Origin of the sequence: Thermoanaerobacter sp. CM-CNRG TB177, from assembly GCF_018588165.1 — a bacterium.
Taxonomy (GTDB): domain Bacteria; phylum Bacillota; class Thermoanaerobacteria; order Thermoanaerobacterales; family Thermoanaerobacteraceae; genus Thermoanaerobacter; species Thermoanaerobacter thermocopriae.
Genome location: NZ_JAFCAC010000051.1, coordinates 39,091 through 58,549, shown reverse-complemented (window position 1 = coordinate 58,549; position 19,459 = coordinate 39,091). Strand labels below are relative to the sequence as shown.

19 protein-coding genes are annotated in these 19,459 nt (G+C 34.8%); 1 reads left to right on the top strand and 18 read right to left on the bottom strand.

Annotated elements, in window-relative coordinates:
* Nucleotides 1-21 precede the first annotated feature (21 nt).
* The 5 genes from spoIID to I4N53_RS04745 form a co-directional block, all read right to left on the bottom strand.
* Complete coding sequence (gene spoIID / locus I4N53_RS04765; protein ID WP_013149632.1) at nucleotides 22-1,071, bottom strand: stage II sporulation protein D; 1,050 nt, start codon at nucleotides 1,069-1,071, stop codon at nucleotides 22-24.
* 603 nt (nucleotides 1,072-1,674) lie between these two features.
* Nucleotides 1,675-3,378, bottom strand: coding sequence for a PEP/pyruvate-binding domain-containing protein (locus tag I4N53_RS04760; protein WP_214495719.1), 1,704 nt, complete (start codon nucleotides 3,376-3,378; stop codon nucleotides 1,675-1,677).
* A 185-nt stretch (nucleotides 3,379-3,563) separates the two neighbouring features.
* Nucleotides 3,564-4,688: an alanine dehydrogenase gene (gene ald, locus I4N53_RS04755; protein WP_214495718.1), complete on the bottom strand. Its 1,125-nt coding sequence runs from the start codon at nucleotides 4,686-4,688 to the stop codon at nucleotides 3,564-3,566.
* Between the two features lie 170 nt (nucleotides 4,689-4,858).
* Complete coding sequence (murA, locus tag I4N53_RS04750; protein WP_214495717.1) at nucleotides 4,859-6,109, bottom strand: UDP-N-acetylglucosamine 1-carboxyvinyltransferase; 1,251 nt, start codon at nucleotides 6,107-6,109, stop codon at nucleotides 4,859-4,861.
* A gap of 6 nt (nucleotides 6,110-6,115) precedes the next feature.
* Entirely contained in the window at nucleotides 6,116-6,865 is a 750-nt protein-coding gene (locus I4N53_RS04745) for a YwmB family TATA-box binding protein (RefSeq protein ID WP_013149628.1), read from the bottom strand.
* Between the two features lie 360 nt (nucleotides 6,866-7,225).
* Here I4N53_RS04745 and I4N53_RS04740 point away from each other — a divergent pair, with 360 nt between their 5' ends.
* Nucleotides 7,226-7,522 (top strand): hypothetical protein, encoded by a 297-nt coding sequence (locus I4N53_RS04740; protein ID WP_012994308.1) that lies wholly within the window; start codon nucleotides 7,226-7,228, stop codon nucleotides 7,520-7,522.
* A gap of 18 nt (nucleotides 7,523-7,540) precedes the next feature.
* Here I4N53_RS04740 and wecB read toward each other — a convergent pair whose 3' ends face one another.
* The 13 genes from wecB to rho form a co-directional block, all read right to left on the bottom strand.
* The gene (gene wecB, locus I4N53_RS04735) at nucleotides 7,541-8,698 is read right to left on the bottom strand and encodes a non-hydrolyzing UDP-N-acetylglucosamine 2-epimerase (RefSeq protein ID WP_028991759.1); all 1,158 of its coding nucleotides are present in this window, start codon (nucleotides 8,696-8,698) and stop codon (nucleotides 7,541-7,543) included.
* Nucleotides 8,699-8,719: 21 nt separating this feature from the next.
* Nucleotides 8,720-9,760, bottom strand: a complete 1,041-nt coding sequence (locus tag I4N53_RS04730) for a glycosyltransferase family 4 protein (protein WP_013149626.1) — start codon at nucleotides 9,758-9,760, stop codon at nucleotides 8,720-8,722.
* Nucleotides 9,761-9,817: 57 nt separating this feature from the next.
* Entirely contained in the window at nucleotides 9,818-10,261 is a 444-nt protein-coding gene (locus tag I4N53_RS04725; protein ID WP_012994305.1) for a dCMP deaminase family protein, read from the bottom strand.
* A gap of 31 nt (nucleotides 10,262-10,292) precedes the next feature.
* On the bottom strand, nucleotides 10,293-10,925 hold the full coding sequence (upp, locus tag I4N53_RS04720) for a uracil phosphoribosyltransferase (protein ID WP_012994304.1): 633 nt from the start codon (nucleotides 10,923-10,925) through the stop codon (nucleotides 10,293-10,295).
* Between the two features lie 48 nt (nucleotides 10,926-10,973).
* Nucleotides 10,974-11,882: a ribose 5-phosphate isomerase B gene (gene rpiB / locus I4N53_RS12540; protein WP_214495716.1), complete on the bottom strand. Its 909-nt coding sequence runs from the start codon at nucleotides 11,880-11,882 to the stop codon at nucleotides 10,974-10,976.
* A complete protein-coding gene (locus tag I4N53_RS04710) occupies nucleotides 11,879-12,943 on the bottom strand; it encodes an L-threonylcarbamoyladenylate synthase (RefSeq protein WP_013149623.1) in 1,065 nt (354 codons plus the stop codon). Before I4N53_RS04710 ends, rpiB begins: the two co-directional genes overlap by 4 nt.
* 27 nt (nucleotides 12,944-12,970) lie before the next feature.
* Nucleotides 12,971-13,690 (bottom strand): ZIP family metal transporter, encoded by a 720-nt coding sequence (locus tag I4N53_RS04705; RefSeq protein WP_013149622.1) that lies wholly within the window; start codon nucleotides 13,688-13,690, stop codon nucleotides 12,971-12,973.
* A gap of 329 nt (nucleotides 13,691-14,019) precedes the next feature.
* Nucleotides 14,020-15,090 (bottom strand): peptide chain release factor 1, encoded by a 1,071-nt coding sequence (gene prfA / locus I4N53_RS04700; RefSeq protein ID WP_012994300.1) that lies wholly within the window; start codon nucleotides 15,088-15,090, stop codon nucleotides 14,020-14,022.
* 48 nt (nucleotides 15,091-15,138) lie between these two features.
* Nucleotides 15,139-15,978, bottom strand: coding sequence for a peptide chain release factor N(5)-glutamine methyltransferase (gene prmC, locus I4N53_RS04695; RefSeq protein ID WP_214495715.1), 840 nt, complete (start codon nucleotides 15,976-15,978; stop codon nucleotides 15,139-15,141).
* Entirely contained in the window at nucleotides 15,965-16,891 is a 927-nt protein-coding gene (locus tag I4N53_RS04690; RefSeq protein WP_214495714.1) for a DUF1385 domain-containing protein, read from the bottom strand. Before I4N53_RS04690 ends, prmC begins: the two co-directional genes overlap by 14 nt.
* A 15-nt stretch (nucleotides 16,892-16,906) precedes the next feature.
* Nucleotides 16,907-17,485 carry a thymidine kinase gene (locus I4N53_RS04685; protein WP_342897072.1) on the bottom strand — a complete coding sequence of 193 codons (579 nt, stop codon included), beginning with the start codon at nucleotides 17,483-17,485 and terminating at the stop codon, nucleotides 16,907-16,909.
* A 71-nt stretch (nucleotides 17,486-17,556) separates the two neighbouring features.
* Nucleotides 17,557-17,766, bottom strand: a complete 210-nt coding sequence (gene rpmE / locus I4N53_RS04680; protein ID WP_003867319.1) for a 50S ribosomal protein L31 — start codon at nucleotides 17,764-17,766, stop codon at nucleotides 17,557-17,559.
* Between the two features lie 62 nt (nucleotides 17,767-17,828).
* The gene (gene rho / locus I4N53_RS04675) at nucleotides 17,829-19,355 is read right to left on the bottom strand and encodes a transcription termination factor Rho (RefSeq protein WP_013149616.1); all 1,527 of its coding nucleotides are present in this window, start codon (nucleotides 19,353-19,355) and stop codon (nucleotides 17,829-17,831) included.
* Between the last annotated feature and the right edge of the window lie 104 nt (nucleotides 19,356-19,459).

The following is a 19,459-nucleotide window of genomic DNA, read 5'->3' as shown; positions in this document are numbered from 1 at the left end:
TACAAAAAATACAGCACTTTATCAGTGCTGTATTTTCAATAAATCTTCAATTTTTACTATTTCTACTCCTGTATAATAATATTTCAATATTTCATCAAACTTTTTGCCTTGTTTTGCCAACGCATTTGCTCCATATTGACTCATTCCCACTCCGTGACCATAACCTATGACGGTTATTACAATGTTATTTCCTTGTGCTTCAAAGTTAAAATTTGTAGAATTTAAATCAAATATTTCCCTTATCTCTTCTCCACCAAAAGTCATATTACCTATTTTCAACGTTTTAATGTGCCCGGCTTGAGTCCTTTCAACATCTTTTATTTGATTTAAAATATCGCTATTATCTAATTTCAAAGAAGGTTTTTTTTGCTTTAATTTATTTATAAATTCCTCTTTTGACATTACAACAGTAGTTTTATATTTTGAGGCTACTTCTTCTCCCGGCGAAACAACACTTCTTAAATAGGGTATTTTACTCTGCCATACATCCTCGGAATTCTCTGTTTTTCCCCCACTTATAGCATGATAAGCCGGTACAATCAAAGCATCATTGTAAACTAATACAAGTTCTTCTGTATCTGCTACCGCTTGTGATATTTTTACATAATATTTGTCAAAATTTTCTCCCCATTTTTGCCTCAACTCCTCCTCCGATTGCCATGCTTGGCAATGTTCAGAATCGGTACACACATCAGCTCCTGGATGTAGCTGGCAACCCTTACCTCCTAAAACTATTTCTTTCGAGAGTACATAAGTTCTCGCTGTAACAGCTTGTGCCTTTAGTGCCTCTATTTCAAATTCCGCAGGCATTTCCGCTGCAACTACCCCTTTTACGTACTCCTCCAAATCAATTTTTTGAATTTTATTTTGATTTGTTATAAATACATTTACTGTATGATAATCTTTATTATTCAAATTATCTACTTTTACCAGATTCCCTCCATCAATGAGTTTGACCTCATTTTCAGGTGTGGAAGAAGTTCTGTGAGGATTAAAACCAAAAACTATTATAGAAGGCAAAATTATTAAACTAAAAAATATTAAAAAAACCCCGTAAATGGCATATTTCATTTTTCCCCTCCAAATCTTATATACTCAATAAAATATATGCGAATATGTATACCTTTATTCTATTATTCTATTTCATAAATAAGCAAGAGACTCCTTGTAGAGTTTCAGTAGGTAACTAAATAGAACTGCCATTTTGTACAGTTACACCCCACAGGACCAGTACTTACTGTAAGGAAACGTAGTAACTTGTATAGCCCACTGGTTTTCTTTAAGGCCAGCCAAACTGACACTTTGTACACTTCTTGTCACAACTTTGCTAAATTTTACTTTGTTTGTATCGTATTAGATCGCCCACGGTATATATTGTGACATTAATAAGTGTATAAAGTTGTATGGGTTATGGTAATACCTTGAGGAATAATTGTAACAAGCACAGAACCGCTTTGTGAAATAAATTTAAAAAAGACTAAACGTTAGTAAAAACAAAAAAATAGCTGCTTTAAAGCAGCCTACATTGGGTTGGGGGTGCAGAATATATTAAATTTTATGGGGAAAAGGGGAATCATTCTTACATTTTAAATTATATTATATACTTTTGCTACTTTAAATAGGACTTAAGTCTCATTTTTTGTTATTTTTATATTTTTTTATACATATATCGACTTACTTCTCATGGGAAATTACATACCCTATCATTTTGTCTCCATCTAAATAAGCATCAAATCGTCCTTCAAATATTTTGACAGCCGTGTCGATATATGTCCCTTTCTTAAACCATTCTTCATTGAAAATATTATCTTTATAACCATCAAATACTGGCATGTATAAAATATTGTCAATATCTAAATCAGCAAAAAAGTGAGTTCCATAAGAAAGTTCTGGCATAAAATCGCCATTTTTTATTCCAAGCTCTACAATCATAGCAGCATTAGATATTTCGTTGTATATAACAGGTACCCCCAAATATGGATTGGAAGACCCCCACCTTCCCGGACCTACAAGAATGTATTTGTCTCCTATACTTTTATTGAGTCTACCTATTATTCGCGCAATTTCATGTTTATCTTTATATTGGCTATAAACTTTATGATCTACGTATACTATATATCTTATGTTTTTCAAGATGCCATTTGTAAGCATCCTATCCCCTTTCAACAAGACACATTTTTTTTCAATATCTTTAGGAATGTGGACTTTTCTGAAACTCTCATAAGAACTTAATGGTCGTGTTTGAAGAAGATAAAACTCGTCTTTTTTTAAGTCATAAGCAAATTCAATGTCAACTGCCATTTCCATTTCTTTCTCAAGATATTTAAATAAATTAGAGATTATGCTGAAAAACCCTTTATGCCTCCTCGGAAAGTTTTCAAAGGTAAAAATATATTTATCAAAAACCTCATCGCTTCTATTAAGTATATTAATATCCAAAATAGCATTCTCTCTTTCAGAGTATGTCTGTGCAATATCACCTATTTTATCATGATACGTTAAAAATTGCGGCACTTCATTTATGTTATAGGTCTCCACTTCCCCTGTAATTAAATTTAGCACATCAAAAGCTTCCTGAGAATTTTTAGCTATTTCTTTTGGATTATTGCCTTCCGGTCTTAATCTCAGATTAGTAAGGGAAAAAATTCTCGCATATCCTCTACCAGTACACTTTGTACCCAAGCCAAAAACTAATCTCACAACTCCGTCCTCTATTTTAATTCTATCGGTCCACCGCCTATAATTTCGAGAAAATCCTACTCCAGAAACTTCTGGATAAAAATATACTCCTTTTTGGGAACCTATTAGTTGTTGCACAATTACCCCCATTAGATCCTTCTGGCCCGGTGCATGCTTTCTTCTGTAAGCAACAGCATCAGGCCTGTATACGCTTAAATAAATTTCTTTAATAGCTTTTTCTAGTTGCTTAACTCTTTCTCTATCTGAGCCTCTATTGGGAATAAACGTAGTATAATATTTGCCAGCAAAAGAATATTTTATATTGTCCTCTAATAAAGAGGAAGACCTTATAGCTAAAGGATAGTGCATCTTACTTAAAATTTCATACAATATCTTTTCATATTCTGGGGGAAATTTAGTCTCCCTAAATCTTATTTCTGCTTCATCATAAGGAGTATCTTCTGTTATATCATTTAAATCGTTGTAATCTAAAAACATTTGATAATAGTCAGTAGCTATAAAAAAGCTTTCAGGTATTTTTACACATTGCTTAAAAACGTCGCTATACTTTTCTACTACCTCTTCTGCAAAGCAAAGTCCTGAAGCTTTTCCTCCAATATGGCCTTTTCCAAAAATTCTATCTTCGTTTTTTTTACTTAAGCGAGGGTTGTAATTTTTATATGATAAAGTCTCAGACATTTTTCCACCGCCTATTGAGAACTTTACTCATATCAGCAAGGTATTTTATTCATAATCACTCCTATTGTTTCGCACATACTTAATGTTTTAACTTTATAAAAAATTATAGCACGAGATTATTTAGTAAACAACAAAAACCTCCCACAAATTCTCTTCGTAGGAGGTGGACATTACCATTAAACAACCTATTCTATATTTAAAGCATCAATAGGATCAACATATTCTAAACCTTGCGCATCTGCAACAGGTTTGTATGTTACCATTCCTTTGTAGACATTGAGTCCTTTCAGTAGCGCTTTATTTTCAAGTAAAGCTTTCTTATATCCTTTACTTGCTATCTCCAAGGCATAAGGCAAAGTTACATTAGTCAGTGCAAAAGTAGAAGTCCTTGAAACAACCCCAGGAATGTTGGGCACAGAGTAATGTACTACTCCATGTTTTATAAAGTACGGGTCTTTGTGAGAAGTCGTTCTATCACAGGTCTCTATACAACCTCCTTGGTCTATTGCAACATCTACTATTACTGCTCCCTTCTTCATCGTCTTTACCATTTCTTCTGTCACAAGTTTTGGCGCTTTTGCTCCAGGTATCAAAACTGCTCCTATTAACAAATCTGCTTTCTTCACACTCTGAGCAATATTAAAACTATTTGACATCAAAGTTGTAACTCGTCCTCCAAATATGTCATCAAGATATGCAAGTCTTACAGGATTTACATCCAATATTGTAACTCTTGCCCCCATCCCCACAGCTACTTTTGCTGCATTTGTACCTACCGTTCCTCCACCTATTATTACTACTTCTGCTGGCTCTACTCCTGGTACTCCCCCCATTACAATTCCTCTTCCTTCATTTAGGTTTGTAAGAAGATAAGCTCCTATTGTCACCGACATTCTTCCAGCTACTTCACTCATGGGAGTCAAAAGAGGAAGAGCTCCATTATCTAGTTGTACCGTCTCATAAGCAATTCCTATTACTTTTTTCTTTAATAAGGCTTCTGTTTGTTGCTTATCAGGAGCTAAATGAAGATATGTAAAAAGAACCTGCCCTTCTTTTAAATAATCGTATTCACTTGGTTGTGGTTCTTTTACCTTCATAATCATATCTGCTACATCATACACTTCTTTTGCAGTAGAAAGTATTTTAGCACCAGCTTTTACATATTCTTCATTTGCTATACCACTTCCTATTCCCGCATCTTTTTCAATGTATACTTCATTGCCATTTTTGACAAATGCCTCTACTCCCGCAGGAGTAATTGCCACACGGGACTCTGCAGTTTTTATCTCTTTTGGAACACCAATTTTCATACTCTATCACCCCTTTATCAATTTTTGCTAAACATTTTCAATATATTAATTCTACAAAGATATTAAAAATCCTTCAACAAAAAATAGAAACTATAAAAATTTTTAAGTAAACAACATACTTTCTTTAAATTTTCCCGCAAATTTAAAAAGGCGCACATGACGCCTTTATACTATATTCTATATATGATTGCACCAAGATTTTTTAACTTTTCTTCCATTTTTACATAGCCTCTGTCAATATGATAAATATCGTTTATTTCAGTCTTACCTTCTGCAATAAGTCCCGCCAATACTAAGGCTGCTCCCGCCCTTAAATCCGTTGCTTTAACTTCTGCCCCTGTTAAATGATCAACTCCTGTAACAACAGCACTTCTTCCTTCTATCTTTATATTTGCTCCCATACGCTTTAGCTCATCCACATGCATAAACCTATTTTCAAAAACTGTTTCTATTATAACGCTTGTCCCTTTTGCCACTGTCATCATAGCCATCATTTGAGCCTGCATATCTGTTGGAAAGCCTGGATAAGGAAGAGTTTTTATGTCCAATGCTTTATAATTTTTAGTTCCTTTTACTCGCAGTCCTTTAGGCTCTTCTATTATTTCAATCCCACATTCTGTTAATTTCGCAATTATAGGCCTTACATGATCCACTATGACATTTTCTATAAGAACATTTCCTCCAGTCATTGCAGCTGCTACCATAAAAGTTCCTGCTTCAATTCTATCCGGTATGACAGTATGCTCAGCTCCTTTTAGCTCTTTTACTCCTTCAATTCTTATTGTATCTGTACCAGCACCCTTGATTTTTGCACCCATCTTGTTGAGAAAATTGGCAAGATCAACAATTTCTGGCTCTTCGGCAGCATTTTCTATTATAGTAATTCCATCTGCAAAAACTGCCGCCATCATAATGTTTTCTGTGGCCCCAACACTTGGAAAATCCAAATAAATTTTTTTGCCTATTAACTTCTGAGCTCGTGCTTCTACATAGCCATGTCCTATAGTGATGTCTGCTCCCAATGTTTGAAATCCCTTCAAATGCAAATCTATTGGCCGAGAGCCAATAGCACAACCACCTGGCATGGAAATTTTAGCGTGTCCTAATCTTGCAAGTATAGGCCCCATCACCAAAAATGATGCTCTCATTTTTTTTACCAACTCATATGGGGCTTCTACATCTTTAATATCTATCTTTATTTTTAATCTTTCATTCTCAAACTCACATATAGCACCAAAATGTTTAATTAACTCGATCATAACATTGACATCTTTTAAAGTAGGTATGTCATCTAGCACTATTTCCCCTGATGATAATAAAGAAGCGGCAATTATAGGCAACACAGAATTTTTAGCACCACTTATTTTTACACTTCCTTTAAGTGGTGGGCTTTTTTCAACAATAAATTTCGTTCTTATCACCCTCTTTTAATACTCTATTGCTATAATAGGCGTTGCAACCCACAAATAAGTTTTATCATCAAAAGAACTATATCTTATTGCTACGTTTAAATTTATTTTTTCACTTCCTAATTTAATATATTCTTTTAATTTGCTTGAATAAGCAGAGACACTTATTATATTTTCCTCTTCCATTCCTTCTATTTTTTGTGCATCTAATTTGTCAAGCACTAATTTAACTATACTACTGTTTTTTTCTTTATTCAACTTCCCTTTAAAAGTTCCAACAAAGCATACTGTTACCTTAGGTTTTAGCTCTAACAATTTAAAAGAATTATTTATAAGGGACCTTTCTTTTAAAACATTGTCATAACCCTTAATGAGATATTCGTCTATTAACATATATGTTTCGCTTTGGGCACCATTTTTTAAACTTTGCACTGCTATGTTTATATGTCTCGTGTTTTCTGCATATTCTACTACTAGTTGTCTAAATTTGTTTTCTTCGATGCGAGATACCTTGATTTTTTGTTTGTCTAAATTCATGTTTTTTATTGTTACTTCGACATATTCATTTATTTTGTCAAAAGATGTAAAATCATCATTGACCTTTGACCATGCGTTTATATTTGCATATTCATATTTCGCACCTGTACTTAAAAAAGACCTCTTTACAAGTTCTACGTCATCATCAAAGGAAAGAAAAGCTTGTCTTTGAACCCCCAGCGAAAATAAAACCGCAAAAATCATTATTCCTATAATTATCCTTTTATCCATATGCCATACCTCCATATATACTTTTTTAAAAGAAAAGGCGGTAAAATATCAGCGAATCCACAAGGGGGAAAATGGATCCACCGATTTTTACCGCCCTTCTATTTTTAATTATTAACGGAAATAAAAAAATTTATTCATCAATCTCAAATATTTCATTATTGACATAATAGGAAAAACGGACATCTATTAGAAATAATTAGATAAAAAGAGAATAAGTCAGAAAAGGTCAGATATATGTAGATAAATTATCCTCGTGAACTTTTTTAGTCAAAAAAGGTCAAAAATCAAATTTGTTTTATAATCCTGTTAGAGTAAAATTATAAATGAAAGGAAAAATATCTCAAAAAGGAGGTGTAGTATATGTTTTGGGTAGCACTTATTGTAGTAGGACTCATATCTAGTCTTGTATTTCATCCTTTGTTTAACTACAAAGCAGGAGAATCTTATGGCGAAAAGTTAAATAAAATTTACGGAACATATTGGGCAGCACTAGTTGCGCATTTAATCGGTGCATGGGTTGGCGGTGCTTATCTTGGCAAATGGGGCTGGATAGTCGCTGATTACAATGTAATAGGCGGATTCATTGGAGCAATAGTAATTGGTTATCTTTGGTACCTAATCGCTAAAAGTCAAACAAAATCAGAAGCTAATAAATAAAAATTTATAAAAGCGGGGTCACTCCCCGCTTTTATATTCTTCTGGTCTTTTGTCAGTCAAGTTAAACGCATATTTTATCGCCTGAATTATTCTCAAAGAGGCTTTACCATCACCATAGGGATTTACAGCATTAGCCATTTTATCATATTCTTCCTTATTTTCAAGAAGCAATGTCCCTTCGTTGTACACAACCTGCTCTTCTGTACCGATCACTCTTACAGTACCCGCTTTAACAGCCTCCGGTCTTTCGGTGACATCTCTCAAAACAAGCACAGGTTTACCAAGAGAAGGTACTTCTTCCTGTAGCCCTCCCGAATCAGTCATCACCATATAACATTTTGCCATGAGATTGTGCATTTCATCTGTATCAAGGGGGTCTAAAAGAAGTACATTGGTGAGCTCTCCTAATATTCTAAATACCGTTTCTCTTACTACAGGGTTTTTATGCACAGGATATACTATATAAACATCCTCGTAATTTTGAGCAATATTTTTAAGAGCATTACATATATTTTCAAGGGGTTTACCCCAATTTTCCCTTCTATGGGCTGTAACAACAATGACTTTTTTATTATTGTAATCAATTTGGTTGAGCCGTTCATCCCTAAAAATATAATCTCTTTTTACAGTATATACCATTGCATCTATGACGGTATTACCCGTAACAAAAATACTTTCTTCATCTACTCCTTCTTTTAAAAGATTAGATTTTGCTGTAATTGTAGGAGCAAAGTGCAAGTCTGTCAATACTCCCGTAAGCCTTCTATTTATCTCTTCTGGATATGGAAACCATTTGTTAAAAGACCTCAGCCCTGCTTCTACATGTCCTACTTTAATTTTGTGGTAAAAAGATGCAAGTGCAGAAACAAAAGTTGTCGTAGTATCGCCGTGTACCAACACAAGATCAGGTTTTTCTCTATTAAAGACCTTTTCAAGCCCTATAAGAGCAGAAGTAGTAATTTCAGATAATGTTTGTTTTTCTTTCATGATGTTTAAATCGTAATCGGGAGTAATATTAAAAAGCCTCAGCACCTGATCAAGCATTTCACGGTGCTGGGCTGTAACGCATACTTTTGATTCAAAATCCTTTTCTCTTTCCAAAGCTTTAATAAGAGGTGCCATTTTAATAGCTTCAGGCCTTGTTCCAAAAACAGATACGATTTTTAATGTCATCATTTTACACTCCTTAATACGTGGTCAACGGACCTGAGTACCCTTTTTTTGCTTTTCTAAAAGCCCAAGTTTATCTGCACCCCACATTACAAACAAAATTGATAGTATAAAAATAATCAAACCTTTTGTTTCATTACTGGAGGATATCAATATAGCACTTATTCCCAGCAGCAAACTTACGCCGTACATTATAAGCACAACCTGTCTTTGTGTAAGGCCTTTTTCTAAAAGCCTGTGGTGCAAATGCCCTTTATCTGCTTCCATAATTGGTTTACCGTTTATCAGTCTCCTTACAATTGCAAACGTAGTATCAAATATAGGCACACCTAATGCAAGGATTGGGACTGCTATAGCAATTGCCGCTGCCGATTTTACTGCTCCCTGTATCGATATAGCCGCTAGTACAAATCCTAAAAACATAGCCCCTGTATCTCCCATAAAAATTTTTGCAGGATTAAAATTATAAGGCAAAAAGCCTAAAGCAGCACCCGCAATAGCGATTGAAATAACAGCAGTTGCAAATCTGCCATTTAAAAGGGAAACTATGAATAAAGAACCCGATGATATAACTGCTATTCCTGCTGCCAGTCCATCAAGGCCATCGATGAGATTCATAGTATTTGTAATCCCTACCACCCAAAAAAGCGTAAGAGGAATAGCCAACCAACTTTTTAGATATATCATTCCATCCCCAAAAGGATTAGAAAGCCAATCTATTCTCACACCACTTATTATTAGTACCATGGCTGCTACCAACTGTCCTAAAAGTTTAACTTTTGCACTAAGACTGTACTTGTCGTCAAACAATCCCAATGCTGCAATTATGGTTGCTCCTGTAACTATGCCAATGGTTTCATGGGTTTTTGGCAAAAAAAGCAATATACTTGTTATCGTTCCTAAAAATATAGCCACTCCGCCTAATCTAGGAACAGGTTTTGTATGTATTCGTCTTTCCTCATTAGGTATATCAATGGCTCCAATTACAAAAGCCAATTTCTTCGCCATTGGAGTAGCAATAAGTGACACCACAAATGCCATAACAAAAGATAAGAGGTATACCTTCATTTTTTAACACTCCTTTTAAGTTCACCATACCTTCCTTTGATTGACATCAATATTATTTTATCTCTCAATCTTTACTAAGTCAACATTTGCTTCCTTTAAAAGCCTAAAAGCCAATTCATCGGGATACTCTTCTTCATATACAATTCGCTTAACTCCCGCATTAATTAACATTTTAGCACACATAACACAAGGACTAGCATTTACGTAAAGTGTAGCCCCTTTAGTACTTACCCCATGCAGTGCTGCCTGTATAATCGCATTTTGCTCTGCATGTACACCTCTACAAAGTTCTGGCCTTTCCCCTGACGGTATCCCTAATTGATCTCTCAAACAACCTGTTTCTTCACAGTGGGCAAGTCCTGTAGGAGGACCATTATACCCTGTTGAAATTATGTGTTTATCAACTACTAAAATAGCTCCAACTTGCCTCCTAAGGCAAGTAGAGCGAGTTTTTACCACATCTACAATTTGCATAAAATATTCATCCCATGAAGGTCTCATCTGTCTACATTCCTTTCAATAAGGAAGTGGATTATTTAGTTCCAAACAATCTATCCCCCGCATCTCCCAAGCCTGGTACAATATAACCATGTTCATTTAAGCCTTGATCTATGCTGGCTACATAAATAGGAATCTCTGGATGTTCTTTGTGAACTGCCTCAATTCCTTCTGGAGCAGCTATTAAATTCACCAATTTTATATTTTGCGCGCCTCTTTCTTTGAGAAAGTGTATAGCAGCACAAGCTGATCCTCCTGTCGCAAGCATTGGATCTACTACAATAAGGTCTCTTTCTGCTATGTCGGGAGGCAGTTTGCAATAATATTCTACAGGTTTTAAAGTCTTAGGGTCCCTGTAAATCCCTATATGTCCCACTTTAGCAGCAGGTATGAGTTTTAACATACCGTCTACCATGCCAAGTCCTGCTCTTAATATAGGGATTATTCCTAATTTTTTTCCTGCAATCACTTTTGTTTTTGCCATTGCCACTGGAGTTTTTACCTCTATCTCTTCAAGAGGTAAATCTCTCGTGACTTCATATGCCATAAGCATTGCAATTTCTTCTACTAATTCTCTAAATTCTTTAGAGCCAGTATTTTCATCCCGTATTAGGCTTATTTTATGTTGTATAAGTGGATGGTCAATGACAAATACATTTTTATACATTTTTTACCTCCTGTAAATTTAAAGTTTCTTTCCTATTAAAAATCAATATCATTTGCTATACTTTTTCTCAATTTCCGCTATTTTGTCTATTCTTCTCTGATGGCGTCCTCCTTGAAAAGTTGCCTTTAACCATTCATCCACCATCATCACAGCAAGACCTGGTCCTGTAATGCGTCCTCCTAAGCACAAAATATTAGCATTATTGTGTTCCTTAGCGGCTTTTGCTGAAAAAACATCTTCCACATGAGCAGCTCTAATTCCTGGAACTTTATTTGCCGCTATGCACATACCAATGCCCGTCCCACAAACCAAAATTCCTTCACTGTACTCACCAGATGCAACAGCCTCTGCTACTTTGAGAGCATAATCTGTATAATCGACAGAATCTGTACTAACAGTGCCAAAATCTTTATAGGCTATCCCCTTTTCATCTAAATATTTTTTTATAGCTTCTTTAAGGTCGTAGCCACCATGGTCCGCACCTAATGCAATCACTTTTTTACCCTTCCTTTCTTCTGAAATTTTAGTTATAACCTTTGAAATTAAATCCTCTAACTCGCGTGCCGTTTGCCTATATACTTCTATCGGCATGCCATAAGGGTCTTCTACTTCACCCTCTAATCCTACATATTCCTTTAAGGTAAAAACTTTATAGGAATATTCTGGATATTGCACAAGTATGCTTTGTTTATGAGAATTCGACATAGTTAAAATTAAATTCGCCTCTTCTAAATCTTGACGTCTTAAATTTTTTGACCTATGTTTTGAAATATCTATATTGTAATCTCGTTTTAGCACTTCTATCGCTTGTTGTGAAGCAGGAAAACCTTCCGATGCAAAAACTCCTGCAGATTGTGCTTCAAAATCCTTACCTAAAGTTTTTGCTTTTGCATTAAAAAGCCCTTCCGCCATAGGACTTCTACAGGTATTCCCCGTACACACAAATAATACTTTCATATCAATTCTCCTTCAGCACTTATTTCTTTATAACCAGCAGCTTTTTCTAATCTGTTCATAATAGCAAGTCCAATATTGTTATATTCAAAACTTTCAGCAAAAATTACATCTACTCCCTTTTTGTCAAATTGTCGTAAAACTGCAAAAAGATTCTTCGCTATCGTCTCTGGTCTCTTTCTATCTCCTACGACAATAATTTCTCCTTTTTTATATTGTGTCGAAGTTTGTACCGTTGCCATTATACCAACTTTTTTACCATATTTCAATTGTTCTTCTGTCAATTCTTGAATTTTTTTTACAACTTTCTCAAGGTCTCCTTTTACTATATAAACCTCCGCGTTAGGCGAGTAATGTTTGTACTTCATTCCTGGAGATTTAGGCTTTAAATTCCCCTTTGGTTTTTTTAAAAGTGAAGGATCCACTTCAACATTTCCTATCACTTCTTTAAGCATCTCCAAAGTAACCGCTCCCGGTCTTAAAACAACTGGCATCTTTTCTGTTAAATCCAAAACAGTAGATTCTACGCCAAAATCGCATTTTCCCCCGTCTATTATTATATCTACTTTTCCATCCAAATCTTCGACAACGTGGGAAGCGTCGGTAGGACTAGGCTTGCCCGAAACATTAGCGCTAGGAGCAGATATAGGAACTTTTGCCCTTTTGATTAAAAGATGAGCAATTGTGTCTGACGGCATCCTTATAGCTACAGTATCCATTCCAGCCGTATTAACATAAGGCACTTTTTGCGATTTTTTAAAAATAAGTGTTAAAGGGCCTGGCCAAAATTTCTCCATGAGAATTTTAGCTTTTTGAGGTATGTCTTCCACAAGGTCATAAATCTGCTCTAATTCTGCAATATGAACAATAAGAGGGTTATCTTGAGGTCTTCCCTTTACCATAAATATTTTCTTTACAGCCTCTTCATCAAAAGAATTAGCCCCAATTCCATAAACTGTCTCTGTTGGAAAAGCCACAAGACCTCCTTCCCTTATCACTTTTGCTGCAAGATCAATAAGCTCAATTTCTGGATTATTTCTATCAACGCGTATTATTTTTGTCATTTAAGGCACTCCCTGCATAAACAAAATTTACAAATACTTTGTTATTATTATACCACCTATAAAGCCTAATATCATCCCCAAAACCGAAATTTTCCCTTTGTAAACATTTCTGGCCTCAGGAATTACATCACCACAAGTCACATACAACATAGCTCCTCCTGCTATACTTAGATTTAAACCAATAAAATAAGGGGATATGCCACCTGTTACAATTCCGATTAAAGCACCTATTCCTGTAGGAATCCCAGCCAATATGGTGTATATTACATTTTTGTAAGGAGGTATTCCACCAGCAGAAAATGGCGTTGCCATTGCTAAACCTTCAGGAAAATCGTGCAAAGCAATAACCAATGCGATGTCAACACCTAATGACTGAGACACCATAAAGCCAGAACCTACAGCAAGTCCCTCAGGAAAATTATGTAAAGCAATTGCAATTGCTAATAGTACTCCTTCTTTTATGAAACTTCCGGCAATGTCCATATTCTCTATTATCATGTCAAAAAAAGAAATCAAAATAGCTCCTACTAATATCCCAATTGTCCCCAATGGAATACTTGCTATATCAAAAGCATGAGGCAAAAGGTCAAAAGCAACAATAGAAAGCATTAAACCTGCAGCAGTACCCATAATGCCACTAAAAAATCTATTAGAAGGGTTTTTTAAAAAATATGTCACAGCTCCCCCCATTCCCGTACCAATTATTCCAACCAAAGAGCCTATTATCATCCCATTGAACGCGTACATAAAAACATCTCCTCAATTTTTAAATCTATTTCAAATGTATTAAACCATTATTGAACTTATGCTTATCACAAAAAAATTCGCCCGAAGGTAGGAGGACCATCGAGCGAACAAAGCGTCCTCTATAGAGGACAGCTGGGGGGCAATGTTAATTGTACGCATTTTGTCATATATTGCTATTTATTAGTTTAACTTGATAAAGCGTTCTTAATAATTATAATTTATAACGATTATTTAGTCAAGTACAAAAATTTTAATTATACCTTTATTTTTTGATAATATAAATTCATATTTTTTTAAGAAATATAAAAAGAACAGGTTTTCCTGTTCCTTTAATTTAGATTCACATTCTTGAGTTTTTCTGCCTGGTCATTTAAAATTAAAGCATCTATAATTTCGTCCAAATCCCCATCAAGAACTTCTTGTAATCTATATAAAGTCAAACCTATTCTGTGGTCAGTAACTCTGCCTTGAGGAAAATTATAAGTCCTTATCCTCTCGCTCCTTTCTCCCGTACCTACTTGAGACTTCCGCGCCTCAGCAATTTCTTTTTGTTGCTCTTGTAGAGCCATTTCATAAAGCTTTGCTCGCAAAATTTTAAGAGCTCTTTCTCTATTTTGAAGTTGTGACCTTTCATCCTGGCAAGTTACCACAATTCCTGTCGGAATATGTGTAACTCTAACTGCAGAATCTGTTGTATTTACACTCTGTCCTCCATGGCCACCAGATCTGAATACATCTATCCTTATATCATTTGGATTTATCTCTACATCAACTTCCTCAACCTCAGGCAAAACTGCCACTGTAGCAGTAGAAGTGTGAATTCTTCCTCCTGCTTCAGTGGTTGGAACCCTTTGAACCCTGTGAACACCACTTTCGTACTTCAACCTGCTGTATGCTCCTTTGCCAGAAATATTCAAAATTACTTCCTTAAATCCTCCAATATCTGTTTCATTTGAGCTCATTATTTCCACTTTCCACCCTTTTTTCTCCGCATACATGGAATACATCCTAAAAAGGTCATGGGCAAAAAGAGCTGCCTCTTCTCCTCCTGCTCCTGCCCTAATCTCCATTATGACGTTTTTCTCATCATTTGGATCTTTTGGTATTAATAGAATTTTTATCTCCTCTAATAATTCTTCTTTTTTTTCTTCTAAATGAGAAAGCTCTTCCTCCGCCATTTCCCTAAGTTCTTTTTCATCAGAAGATAATAATTCTTTTGTAGAATTTATATCTTCGACAACTTTTTTGTATTCCCTATATTTTAACACAATCTCCTCAATAGCCGCATGCTCTTTCACATATTTTCTCCACTCGCCTACATTTGAAATAATATTAGGATCACTTATCTTCTGACTTAATTCTACATATCTATCTTCTATTGCTTGTAATTTATCAATCATCATCTCACCTCAAAGATTGATTATACCACATATTATCTTTTGTGAAAACTATAGCTTATGCTCCGCTATTATCACCCTATCAATACCCGCTAAATCTTTAATTATTTCAACATCTTTAAATCCACTTTCTTCTAAAAGAGTAGTTACTTCCTCTTTCTGACTATATCCTATCTCAAAACCAATTTTTCCACCCGATTTTATATAAAAAGGAGCTTCTCTTATAATCTTTTTGTAGAAAAAAAGTCCGTCTTCTCCTCCATCTAACGCCACAATAGGTTCTTTTTTTACTTCTTCCTGCAATAGCTCAATTTCTCTTTTTTTAATATAGGGAGGATTTGACACAATAAAGTCAAATTTTAAATTTGGCGGAAGATTACAAAAAAGGTCACTTTCTATAAAGAATATTCTATCTAAAACCCCTTGCTTTTTTGCATTATGCTTTGCAATTTCAATAGCTTTTTTACTGATATCAACCGCATACACAGTACAATCCGGAAAATATTTAGCTATGCTTACAGCTATGGCACCACTTCCCGTGCCAATATCTAAAACTACATCTCCCCTTTTTAACCTTTTTAATGCTTCTTCTACAAGAATTTCTGTTTCTGGTCGGGGTATTAACACATTTTCATCCACAAAAAATTCTAACCCCATAAAATATTGTTTTTTTACAATATATTGATAAGGTATATGAGATTTTCTCATATTTACAAATTCTAAAAAGCGTTCCAATTGTTCCTTAGATATTTCCTCTTCTCTTCTAAGAAAAAGAGCAGTTCTATTAATTTTAAAACAGTGGGCTAAAAGCAATTCAGCTTCAAGCCTAGGATTATCGCATACCCCTTTTAACTCTTTTGCCCCACAATTTATTGCCTCATATACTTTCAAATTCTTGTCCTCCCTCATCTTCTAAAACACTTTTAAGCGATGCAATAGCAACTTCTAATTGGCTGTCATCTGGCTCTCTTGTAGTAAGCTTTTGTAACAGCAAGCCAGGATAAATAAAAACCCTTATTATTTTATTGTCACTTCGCCCTGCTAATTTTATTATTTCATAAGATATACCAGCAACTACAGGAAGCAAAAGAATTCTACTAAGTATCCTTATATAAAGAGTAGGCCATTCTAAAAAAGAAAAAACTATTATAGAGACTATCATGACTATGAAGAGGAAATTTGTCCCACAACGTGGGTGTAAAGTAGTATATTTGCGGGCATTTTCCACTGTCAATTCCTCCTCATGCTCAAGGCAATGAATAGCTTTATGCTCTGCCCCATGATACTCGAATATTCTTTTTATATCTTTCATCTGTGATATTAATACAAGATACAAAATAAAAATAGCAACTCTTAACAATCCTTCGACAAAATTTATAACTACAGTATTTTTTGTAAACAATTTGATATAATCGGCTACATATGTCGGCCCAATAAAAAATATGATAATTGATAAAATTAAAGATATAACGACAGAAAAATACATCAAAATATCCTCTAACTTATCTCCAAAAACTTTTTGTAAAAATAAGTCAAATTTTGAAATATTTTCTTCATCTTTTTCTTCAAAAAGTTCTGCAGAATAAGTAAGGCTTTTAACACCTACAATAAGAGAATCAAAAAGAGCAAAAGTACCTCTTATAAAAGGCAATGAAAAAAATTTATTCCTTTTAGTCAAAGGTTTTACATACTCTTTCTTTATAATTATTTCATCTCCTTTTCTTACAGCTGTCGCTACGCTGTTGTGTCCTCTCATCATAACTCCTTCAATTACTGCTTGACCACCTATATCAGTTTTCTTCATCTTCACACCTCTTTTCTAGGTACGGGGAACTTCATGGCATTTTCGACACCTTGCCTCATATGTTTCGTACGCCCCTACTAAAATGATTGGGTCATCATACCTTGCAGGTTTTCCATTGATAAGCCTTTGAGTGCGAGTAGCAGGATTGCCACATTTCACACATATAGCTGTCAACTTATCCACGGACTCCGCAATTGCCATTACATCAGGAGTAGGGCCAAAAGGTTCTCCCCTAAAATCCATATCCAACCCAGCACAAATGACTCTTTTACCTAAATCTGCAATTTCCCTTACAACATCCACAAGTAAATGATCAAAAAACTGAATTTCATCAATTGCGATAACATCTGTGTCTTCTTCTAAATGCTCAATTATTTCAGATGCCTTTACTACACTAATAGCATTTATATTAGTGCCATTGTGGGATACCACTTTGTCAATAGAATATCTATTATCAATGGCCGGTTTAAAGACTTGTACTTTTTGTTTGGCAATTTGTGCCCTTTTAATCCTTCTTATTAGTTCTTCACTTTTACCGCTAAACATAGGACCAACTATAACTTCTATAAAGCCATGATCTAATGAACCGTATATCATAAAAACCACCTTTCTTAATGTCAAATTAAAAACAAAAGGTTAGAGCCTTCTCCACTCTAACCCCCAGATTATTTTTCTTCTAAATTAAATCTCTTCCTAAATCTTTCAACTCTTCCACCAGTATCCACAATCTTCTGCTGGCCTGTAAAGAAAGGATGGCATTTGGAACATATTTCCACTCTAATTTCTTTCTTTGTAGAGCCTGTTATAAAAGTATTTCCACATGCACACCTTACAACCGCATCATGATAATAGGTAGGATGTATATTCGGTTTCACAGCTTTCACCTCTTTCGCCCAAAACTCATACGGAGAAATTATAACACAAGTTATGCACAATATCAAGATTTATATAATTGTGCTCTTATCATATTTATAAATTCTGCATTAGATTTAGTTCGTATTAATTTTTCAATTAACATCTCTGTAACCTCTGTAGCAGGTAAATTCGACATAGCTTTTCTTAATATCCACATGGCCTCCAATTCTTCTTTAGTAAGCAGCAATTCTTCCTTTCTTGTACCCGATTTGTATATATCAATAGCAGGGAATATTCTTCTTTCCTGTAATTTTCTGTCAAGATGAAGTTCCATATTACCTGTTCCTTTAAATTCTTCAAATATAACATCATCCATACGACTTCCCGTTTCAATCAAAGCAGTAGCAAGGATAGTTAAACTCCCACCTTCTTCTATATTCCTGGCTGCTCCGAAAAATCTTTTCGGAGGATGTAATGCAGAAGGGTCAATACCACCAGAAAGAGTTCTTCCTGAAGGAGGTGTAACAAGATTATAAGCTCTCGCCAACCTAGTAATACTATCTAAAAGAATCACCACATCCTTTTTATACTCTACAAGTCTTTTAGCATGTTCTAATACCATTTCAGCCACTTTGATATGATGTTCTGGCGGTTCATCAAAAGTAGAATACACTACTTCTCCTTTTATAGAGCGTTTCATGTCAGTCACTTCTTCAGGTCGTTCATCAATTAAAAGCACTATGAGAATAACTTCTGGATGGTTATGTGAAATGCTATTGGCAATTTGCTTAAGTAAAGTTGTTTTTCCTGCTTTTGGCGGTGCAACAATCATACCTCTTTGCCCTTTACCTATAGGAGCAATAATATCTACCAATCTCATAGAAAATTCTGTAGGGGATGTTTCTAATCTCAGTTTTTCATTAGGAAAAATAGGAGTCAATTCATCAAAAGGAATCCTTTTCTTGGCATTTTCGGGATCTTCACCATTTATAGATTCCACATAAAGAATCGCAGAATACTTTTCCCCTTCTCGAGGAATCCTTGTGATCCCTCGTACTTTGTCGCCAACTTTTAAGCCAAAGCGTCTTATTTGGGATTGAGAAATATATATATCTTTAGGTCCCTGAACAAAGTTTTCAACTCTTAAAAATCCGTAACCATCTGGCAAAATATCAAGAATGCCTTCTGCCACTACATCACCTTGCGTCTGTATAAGTTCTTTTAAAGGGTCAGAAAGTTCTTTAACAATTGGCAAAATATCTTTTGCAGAAATTGTTTGAGCTTGTAAGCTATTTGCGGCATTTTCAGCACTAATAGATTTTACATGGCCATTTCTCGATACATTAGAATCGTAATTTAAAGTGCCATCTGTATTTTTCTCTGCTGCACTTTCGTGTGACTTTTGAGTTTGCCTTTCATTTAAACCTTCTTCTTTTTTGTTATCCTTTTGAATTAAATTTTTTTCATTTGCTTGATTAGCTTTTTCTAAAATTTTTTCTTTTAGCTCTTGTTTTCTGTATTTCGTAATACTTTTAATACCTAACTCCTTTGCTATCTCTCTTAGTTCCATCAAACTTAAATTTTCCAAAGTATTAATATCAAAATCCAAAAGTACACCTCCCAAAATAATAATTTTAACAAATCAAGTCTTCACTACCTCATTTTAAAAAAGTGCAACAGGGAAGTTACTTAGAAGATAAAAATGTGGCTTTA